The organism is Mesorhizobium sp. LNHC232B00 (assembly GCF_000502435.1).
GTDB classification, from domain to species: domain Bacteria; phylum Pseudomonadota; class Alphaproteobacteria; order Rhizobiales; family Rhizobiaceae; genus Mesorhizobium; species Mesorhizobium opportunistum.
This window is the reverse complement of sequence record NZ_AYWP01000002.1, coordinates 307,445-315,000: the sequence shown is the minus strand read 5'-3', so window position 1 is coordinate 315,000 and position 7,556 is coordinate 307,445. Positions and strand designations below refer to the sequence as shown.

Annotated in this window: 5 protein-coding genes and 1 pseudogene (1 of these 6 cut by a window edge); 2 read left to right on the top strand and 4 right to left on the bottom strand. The window is 64.1% G+C overall.

The window, feature by feature from the left end:
- A protein-coding gene (locus tag X743_RS164990) for a M23 family metallopeptidase (RefSeq protein WP_023763942.1) crosses the window boundary here: on the top strand, positions 1 to 371 show its end. The gene continues 1,600 nt to the left of window position 1, outside the view; only the last 371 of its 1,971 coding nucleotides appear in the window; the start codon falls outside the window, past its left edge; the stop codon is at positions 369 to 371.
- Positions 372 to 382: 11 nt separating this feature from the next.
- On the opposite strand, the pseudogene X743_RS01000000168590 reads toward X743_RS164990, so the two are convergent.
- A pseudogene (locus X743_RS01000000168590) lies at positions 383 to 2,033 on the bottom strand (MFS transporter).
- A gap of 152 nt (positions 2,034 to 2,185) precedes the next feature.
- Here X743_RS01000000168590 and X743_RS164995 point away from each other — a divergent pair.
- Positions 2,186 to 2,818: a TMEM175 family protein gene (locus X743_RS164995; protein ID WP_023763938.1), complete on the top strand. Its 633-nt coding sequence runs from the start codon at positions 2,186 to 2,188 to the stop codon at positions 2,816 to 2,818.
- On the opposite strand, the gene X743_RS165000 is transcribed toward X743_RS164995, so the two are convergent.
- From X743_RS165000 to clpB, 3 genes are all read right to left on the bottom strand, one after another.
- The gene (locus X743_RS165000; protein ID WP_023763937.1) at positions 2,792 to 4,303 is read right to left on the bottom strand and encodes a L,D-transpeptidase family protein; all 1,512 of its coding nucleotides are present in this window, start codon (positions 4,301 to 4,303) and stop codon (positions 2,792 to 2,794) included. The two genes, X743_RS164995 and X743_RS165000, sit on opposite strands and share 27 nt — an antisense overlap.
- A gap of 201 nt (positions 4,304 to 4,504) precedes the next feature.
- Positions 4,505 to 4,870, bottom strand: a complete 366-nt coding sequence (locus X743_RS165005; protein WP_023763936.1) for an MmcQ/YjbR family DNA-binding protein — start codon at positions 4,868 to 4,870, stop codon at positions 4,505 to 4,507.
- Positions 4,871 to 4,942: 72 nt separating this feature from the next.
- Positions 4,943 to 7,549 (bottom strand): ATP-dependent chaperone ClpB, encoded by a 2,607-nt coding sequence (gene clpB, locus X743_RS165010; RefSeq protein ID WP_023763935.1) that lies wholly within the window; start codon positions 7,547 to 7,549, stop codon positions 4,943 to 4,945.
- Between the last annotated feature and the right edge of the window lie 7 nt (positions 7,550 to 7,556).

Genomic DNA, 7,556 nt, shown 5'->3' with positions numbered 1-7,556 from the left:
TGGTCGAGAAAGCGGGCTGGGCCGGTGGCTATGGCAAGCAGATCATCCTGCGCCATGCCAACGGGTACGAGACCTCCTATAATCACCAGAGCGCTTTCGCCAAAGGCATCGCGCCTGGCGTTCGTGTCCGGCAAGGCCAGGTCATCGGCTACCTTGGCCAGACCGGCCTCTCCACCGGTCCACACCTCCACTACGAACTGATCGTCAATGGCACGAAGGTTGATTCTATGCGCGTCCGGCTGCCGGTCGGCAAGGTGCTGAAGGGCGACGATCTCGTCGCCTTCAAGCGCGAGCGCGAGCGCATCGACGATCTCCTGAAGCAGGAAGACGGCAATTCGCTGAAGGTCGCCAGCGCCAAGATCGAAGGCTGAGCCTTCGAATTTCAGTCCTGCCGGGTTTTGGCTTGCGGCGACGTTTTGGCTTGCCGCTGCCAGGGCAATGGCTCCCCGGAAATGGTCGTCCAGGCAATCACTGTCGAAAGCAGGCATAGCAGCGCCGTCACCAAGGAGACGGCGGAAAACGCCGCATCGCTGGCCGCGAGCCTCGCCGCATCGAGCGCCGGCGCAAGTCCGGCCGGCGCCGGTTCGCCGAAGCCGGGCACGCCCGGCGCCGCACTCCCGTCCAGCGCGTTGGCGTAGACCCAGGCGGCCAGCGACCCCATCGCCGCCACGGCGATCAGGCCGCCGATGCGCGAGACGGCATTGTTGATGCCGGAGGCAGCGCCTGTATCCTTGTCTTCCACCGCCGTCATGATCGCGGTCGACAAAGGTGAGACGACCAGCGCCATGCCAAGCCCCATCAGCGCCATCAGCGGAAATATCCCCGTCCAGAAATGATGGAAGCCAACATAGGCGAGCAAGGCAAGCCCGGCGAAGGCNCATCAGCGGAAATATCCCCGTCCAGAAATGATGGAAGCCAACATAGGCGAGCAAGGCAAGCCCGGCGAAGGCGACCGCCACGATCAGGCTGCCGCAGGCGATCGGGAAACGCGGTCCGATCCGGTCCGACAATTGGCCGACCGGTCCCGACAGAAGCGCGATCGATGCCGACAGCGGCAGGAAGATGAAGCCGACTTCGGCCGTGCTCAGCCGCCAGCCGGCGATCAGCAACATGGGTAGGTAGAAAAGATTGGCCGACAGCGCGAAATAGAGGAAGAAGGTCGCCACATTGGCGCCGGCGAAAGCGCCGATGCGAAACAGGCTGAGGTCGATCATCGGCTCACGCTGCCGCTGCTCGAACAGGATGAAGACGACCAGCAGCACGGCACCGGCGGCAATGCTGGGCCCAGCCATATGGCCCTCGCCGCTGGAGCTCATGGAGGTCAGTCCATAAGCGAGCGCGCCGAAAGCCAATGTCGCGAGCGCGCCGCCACCAAGATCGAGGCTGCGCTTCTCCGTCGGTGCATCGGCCGGGATCTTGACGAGCAGCAGATAGATCGAGATCAGGCCGAGCGGCAGGTTGACGGCGAAGATCGCCCGCCAGATGCCGTCGCCGAAAGCAGAAAGCACCAGACCGCCGAGCACGGGACCAAGCGCGGTGGTCAAGGCCGAGGCCGCTGCCCAGATGCCGATCGCTCGGCCGCGCTCCTTTTTCGGGTAGGCCTTGGCGATGATGGCGAGGCTGCCGGGCACCATGATCGCGGCACCAATGCCCTGGAGGGCGCGAAACGCGATCAGCACGACAGCGTTCGGCGCCAGCGCACAGGCGAGCGAGGTGGCGACGAAAAGCGCAATGCCGGCCACGAAGGCGCGGCGCAGCCCGAACCGATCGCCGGCGGCACCGCCGGCAAGGATCAGCGCCGACAGCGTCAGCGCATAGGCATTGGAAATCCACTGCGCCTCGGCGAGGCTGGCGCCGAGATCGACGCGGATCGCCGGCATGGCGATGGCCAGGATCGAGCCGTCGATGAAGCCGAGCGCCGAAGCAAGGATCGCTGCGATCAACACGTATCGCCGCTGCGATTGCGGACAGAAGGTTCCGGTGGTGACCGGGCTGGTCAGCGGGATGGCGGCTGCTTTGCTTGGTGAATGCATGGAACCCTGCTTAGACCGCCATTGTGTTTGCAACAACCGGCCAGCGCCTTGCGGTCCTTGAAACCAGCCAGTTGGCCAGGATGACGCCCTATCCGGATGCAAACGGCCGCAGTCATGCTAGGTTCCGGCGAGCAGCAGGCGGGGAGAAATCGATGAAGCGCCCACTTGAAGCATCGGCGGAGGGACGTGGCCGCATCGTCGGCATCACCGACGGCGTGTTCGCCATCGCGCTGACCCTGATCGTGCTCGAGATCAGGGTGCCGGCGCATGAGGCTGTTCATTCCGAGCGCGATCTGCTTGCCGCCATCGCGGCACTGGCGCCACGCTTCCTGACCTACGCCTTGAGTTTCCTGACGCTGACCATCTTCTGGTTCGGCCAGCAGGCGCAACATGGGCTGATCGCCAAATCCGACCGGCGGCTCGCCACGCTGAACCTCTGCTTTCTCGCCTTCATCGCCCTGCTGCCATTCTCGACCGACCTTCTGGCCGACTTCCTCGAATTCAGGACCGCGGTTCTTGTCTATTGGCTCAATCTGCTGATGCTCGGCGTCACGCTGTTCGCCAGCTGGCGCTACGCCGAGAAGAACGGCTTTGTGGCGGAAGATGTCGACGCGCAAACGAAACGCACGGTCTATCTGCGCATCGTCAAGGCACAGATTCTATGGGCGATCGGCGCCGCACTTTGCCTGGTCACCCCTCTGCTCAGCGTCGGCTTCATTCTGGTGGTGCAGCTGGTCTATGCCGCCGCGCTGCGCGGCTCATTGCTGCGCAAAGTCATCGGTTGAAGGTCCACCGACGAACTCCACGGTGACGCCTGGCGACACCAGCTTGGCAAGCTCGCGCGCGTCCCAGTTGGTCAGGCGCACGCAGCCATGGCTTTCGGTCTTGCCGATCTTCGACGGCTCCGGCGTGCCATGGATGCCGTAGGTCGGCTTGTCCAGCGCGATCCACACCGAACCAACCGGCCCGTTGGGACCTGGCGGGATGGTCAGGATCTTGTCGTTCTGGCCCTGCTTGAAATTGATGTTGGGATTGTAGGTGTAGTTCGGGTCGAGCGCGATGCGCGACACCGTGTGGATACCGGTGGGCGACGGCGTGTCGGCCGAGCCGATGGTCGCGGGATAGGCTGCGACCAGCTTGCCGCCCGCATCGTAGGCGTAGACTTCCTTCTTGCCCTTGTCGGCGACGATGCGCGCGACCGGGGTCGACACCAGCTTGCCGAAATTGGCAACCTTGATGATCGTCCCGGGGCGATTGAAGTCGAGGCCCTTGTTGATCGACTTCAGATAGTTTTCGTCCATGTGGAAGCGCTCCGCCAGCGCTTCGGGCACCGACGTGTAGCCCATGCGGTCGAGCTGCGCCTTCTGGCTGTAGTCTTCCGGGATCGAGGCGACGTAGGGGCCGGCCGCATCCTCTGGCGTGATGGTGTAGTTGGCAAAGGCATCGCCGCCCGATTGCGCAAGAGCGGCCTGGATACCGACCGCATCGGTCGACTTCAAATTGCTGCCGGTGATCTCGTTGTAGGCGGCGAGCGCCTTGTCGACGTTCGAGCCGAAGCGCCCGTCTATGACGCCGGGCGAAGCACCGCCGCGGTCGAGCAGCACCTGCAGGGCGGCGACATCCTGCCGCGCTCCCAGCGACAGCGACGGGTCGACCGCTGTGTTGCCGCCAGCATTCGGCGGCAGCGCCGCCTGATCGGTGGGCGCGTCCTGATCCTCGGGCGCTGCCGGCTGGAGAGGATCTATCGAGGCTTCATCGAGCGGCTGGCGCTTGATGGTATGCGGCTTTGCGGGCTGCGGCGCGTCGGGGTAATTGTTGTCGTAGCTGCCGTCGTCCTGTGGTGCCGGCGGATAGGCTTCCACCGAATTGTCGCCGTCATCCGCGGGCGGCGGGATGACCCGGCCTTCCTCTTCCAACTGCTTGCGGCGGAAGCGTGCCATGTCTTCCGGATCGTCGAGATAGTAGCGGTCATCGTCGGCGGGGCCGCGGCCCAGCTCGCGCAGCCGCATCTCGCGGCGCAGCGCGCGCCGGTCGAGCCGTGACTGCGGTGGCTGGATGGCGACGACCTTGCCGGTATCGGCATCGACGATGACGCGATTGCCCCTGGCGTCGTAGTAGATATCGAGATTGCCGTCCTGCGCGACAAGGATGCCGCCGGCATCGGCAGCACGGACAACCCTTGGTGCATCGTCCTGCGTCGGTGCGGCAAACGCACCGGAGGACACAAGCCCGGCGGCGAGCGCCGAAAGGGCAAAGATCGTGCGGAACATTGTAGCCAACTCTCCGGTCCGTAAATTGCCGCCGCCCGGCATTGTTCTTTAGGATGCCACATCATGCCTTCCGAAATCGAAACGATTTTCGGACCGATGCGGTAGGCGAACCCCCTCGCCAGCAAACCAGTTAACCACCTTATGGTTCCAACATGAACCGGGCATGAAGATGGCGGCTTCCGGCGTCTCTCGGAATATTCGCTAGCTTGCGCCAAGCCCCAGTTGCTTGCGCGCCTGCTTCGTCAGTTTCAGGGCGACCAGGCGATGGCTCTCGCGCAGGTAGTCCTTCAGCGCCGCATCATCCACGCTCTGGCTTGTCTGACGCTGGATCCATTTCATGCCGCGCGATGCAAGACAGGGCGCGGGCCGACAGCCAGGCTGTTCCTTGAGCACCTCATAGGCGATGTCGGAGCATTTGAAGGTGACGAAGAGTTGCTTTCCGTCGTCCCAGCCGCCGATCGCGAAGACCTTGGTCGCGACCTTCCAGACATGGGCGCCGCCCCACTGGACGACATGGTTTGTGGCCGGCAGCGAGGCGCAGAAGCTGTTGTAGTCGTCCAGCGTCATCCGGGCCTCGCTGTTGATAGGAATGCCTAGAAGAAAATGCCGCGCATCCGGACTGGATGCGCGGCATTGGGGTCAGGCCGCCGCCTCGGCCGCGACAATCGTCGGCTTCGAGCGGAAATTCAACCGGTCGGATCCGGCCGTCACCTTGACGGTCGAACCGTCGAGGATCTCGCCGAGCAGGATCTTCTCCGCCAGCGGATCCTGCAGGTCCTTCTGCATCACCCGCTTCAGCGGTCGCGCACCATAGGCCGGGTCGTAACCCTTGGCCGCCAGCCATTCGATCGCCTCGTGATCCAGCGCCAGCGTGATCTTGCGATCGACAAGCAGGCTTTCCAGCCGCTTGAGCTGGATTTCGACGATGCGATCCATGTCCTTGCGTCGCAACCGGTGGAACAGGATCACCTCGTCGACGCGATTGAGGAACTCCGGCCGGAACGATGCCCTGACGACGCCCATCACCTCGTCGCGTACCGCGTCGACATCCTGGTCCTCGCCGAGATTGACGAGATATTCGGCGCCGAGGTTCGACGTCATTATGATCAGCGTGTTGCGGAAATCGACGGTGCGTCCCTGGCCATCGGTCAGGCGGCCGTCATCGAGAACCTGCAGCAAGACGTTGAAGACATCCGGATGCGCCTTCTCGATCTCGTCGAACAGCACGACCTGATAGGGCCGGCGCCGCACGGCTTCGGTCAGCGCACCGCCCTCCTCATAGCCGACATAGCCGGGAGGCGCGCCGATCAGCCGGGCGACCGAGTGCTTTTCCATGAACTCCGACATGTCGATGCGCACCATGGCGCTGTCGTCGTCGAACAGGAAGCTTGCCAGCGCCTTGGTCAGTTCGGTCTTGCCGACACCCGTCGGCCCGAGGAAGATGAACGAACCGATCGGCCGGTTCGGATCCTGCAGGCCGGCACGGGCCCGACGCACGGCTTTCGAAACAGCCTGCACCGCCTCGCCCTGGCCGACGACCCGCTTGCCGATCTCGTCTTCCATACGCAACAGCTTGTCGCGCTCGCCCTGCAGCATCTTGTCGACCGGAATGCCGGTCCAGCGCGAGACGATATGGGCGACGTGGTCGGGGGTGACCACCTCTTCGACCATCCCCACCTTGCCGTCCTGGGCTTCGGCCTCCTTCAGCTTCTTTTCCAGCTCCGGGATCTTGCCATAGGCAAGTTCGCCGGCGCGCTGGAATTCACCCTTGCGCTGGGCAATGGCCAGATCGTTGCGTGCCTCGTCGAGCTGCTTCTTCAGGTCGGCGGCGAGGCCAAGCTTCTGCTTCTCGGCCTGCCACTTGGCGGTGATCTCGGTCGATTCCTCCTCGAGGCCGACCAGCTCCTTTTCCAGGCGGGCGAGCCGGTCCTTCGAGGCATCGTCCGTCTCGACCTTCAGTGCCTCGCGCTCGATCTTGAGCTGCATGATGCGGCGATCGATCTCGTCCAGCGCCTCGGGCTTCGAATCGACCTGCATCCTGAGCCGCGACGCGGCTTCATCGACGAGATCGATCGCCTTGTCGGGCAGGAAACGGTCGGCGATGTAGCGGTTGGACAGCGTCGCCGCCGCCACCAGCGCCGAGTCCGAGATGCGCACCTTATGGTGCTGCTCGTACTTCTCCTTCAGCCCGCGCAGGATCGAGACGGTGTCCTCCACCGTGGGCTCATCGACGAAGACCGGCTGGAAGCGGCGGGCAAGGGCTGGATCCTTCTCGACATGCTTGCGATATTCATCGAGCGTGGTCGCGCCGACGCAGTGCAGTTCGCCGCGCGCCAGCGCCGGCTTCAGAAGGTTCGACGCATCCATGGCGCCGTCCGCCTTGCCGGCGCCGACCAGCGTGTGCATCTCGTCGATGAACAGGATGATGCTGCCGTTGGCCGAGGTGACTTCTGAAAGCACGGCCTTCAGCCGCTCCTCGAACTCGCCGCGATACTTGGCGCCGGCAATCAGCGCGCCCATGTCGAGCGCCATCAGCTGCTTGTCCTTCAGCGATTCCGGCACGTCGCCATTGACGATGCGCAGCGCCAGGCCTTCGGCGATCGCGGTCTTGCCGACGCCCGGCTCGCCGATCAGCACCGGGTTGTTCTTGGTGCGGCGCGACAGCACCTGGATGGTGCGGCGGATCTCGTCGTCACGACCAATCACGGGGTCAAGCTTGCCGGCGCGGGCATCCGCCGTCAGGTCGCGCGCGTATTTCTTCAGCGCGTCATAGCCCTGTTCGGCACTCGCCGAATCGGCGGTGCGGCCCTTGCGGACATCGTTGATGACCTGGTTCAGCGCCTGCGCGGTGACGCCGGCCTTGGCCAGGATGTCGGCGGTCTTGGCCGATTTCTCCATGGTGAGCGCCTGCAGCAGCCGCTCGACGGTGACGAAGCTGTCACCAGCCTTCTTGGCCAGTTCCTCGGCGGTCGAGAACACCTTGGCCAGAGGCTGCGCCAGATAGAGCTGGCCGTTGCCGCCTTCCACCTTGGGCATCGCCTCGAGCGCCGTCTCGACGCCGAGCTTGACGTCGCGGACATTGCCGCCGGCGCGCTCGATCAGCGACGCGGCCAGGCCTTCGTCGTCGTCGACGAGGACTTTCAGGATATGTTCGGGGGTGAATTGCTGGTGATTGCGTGAGAGCGCCATGGTCTGCGCGGACTGGATGAAGCCGCGCACGCGCTCGGAATATTTCTCAAGGTTCATATCTGTC

Excerpts from the sequence above, each read along its gene's own strand:
- X743_RS164995 (WP_023763938.1), top strand. The coding sequence starts at position 2,186 with ATGAAGCGCCCACTTGAAGCATCGGCGGAGGGACGTGGCCGCATCGTC.
- X743_RS165000 (WP_023763937.1), bottom strand. The coding sequence starts at position 4,303 with ATGTTCCGCACGATCTTTGCCCTTTCGGCGCTCGCCGCCGGGCTTGTG.
- clpB (WP_023763935.1), bottom strand. The coding sequence starts at position 7,549 with ATGAACCTTGAGAAATATTCCGAGCGCGTGCGCGGCTTCATCCAGTCC.
- X743_RS165005 (WP_023763936.1), bottom strand. The coding sequence starts at position 4,870 with ATGACGCTGGACGACTACAACAGCTTCTGCGCCTCGCTGCCGGCCACA.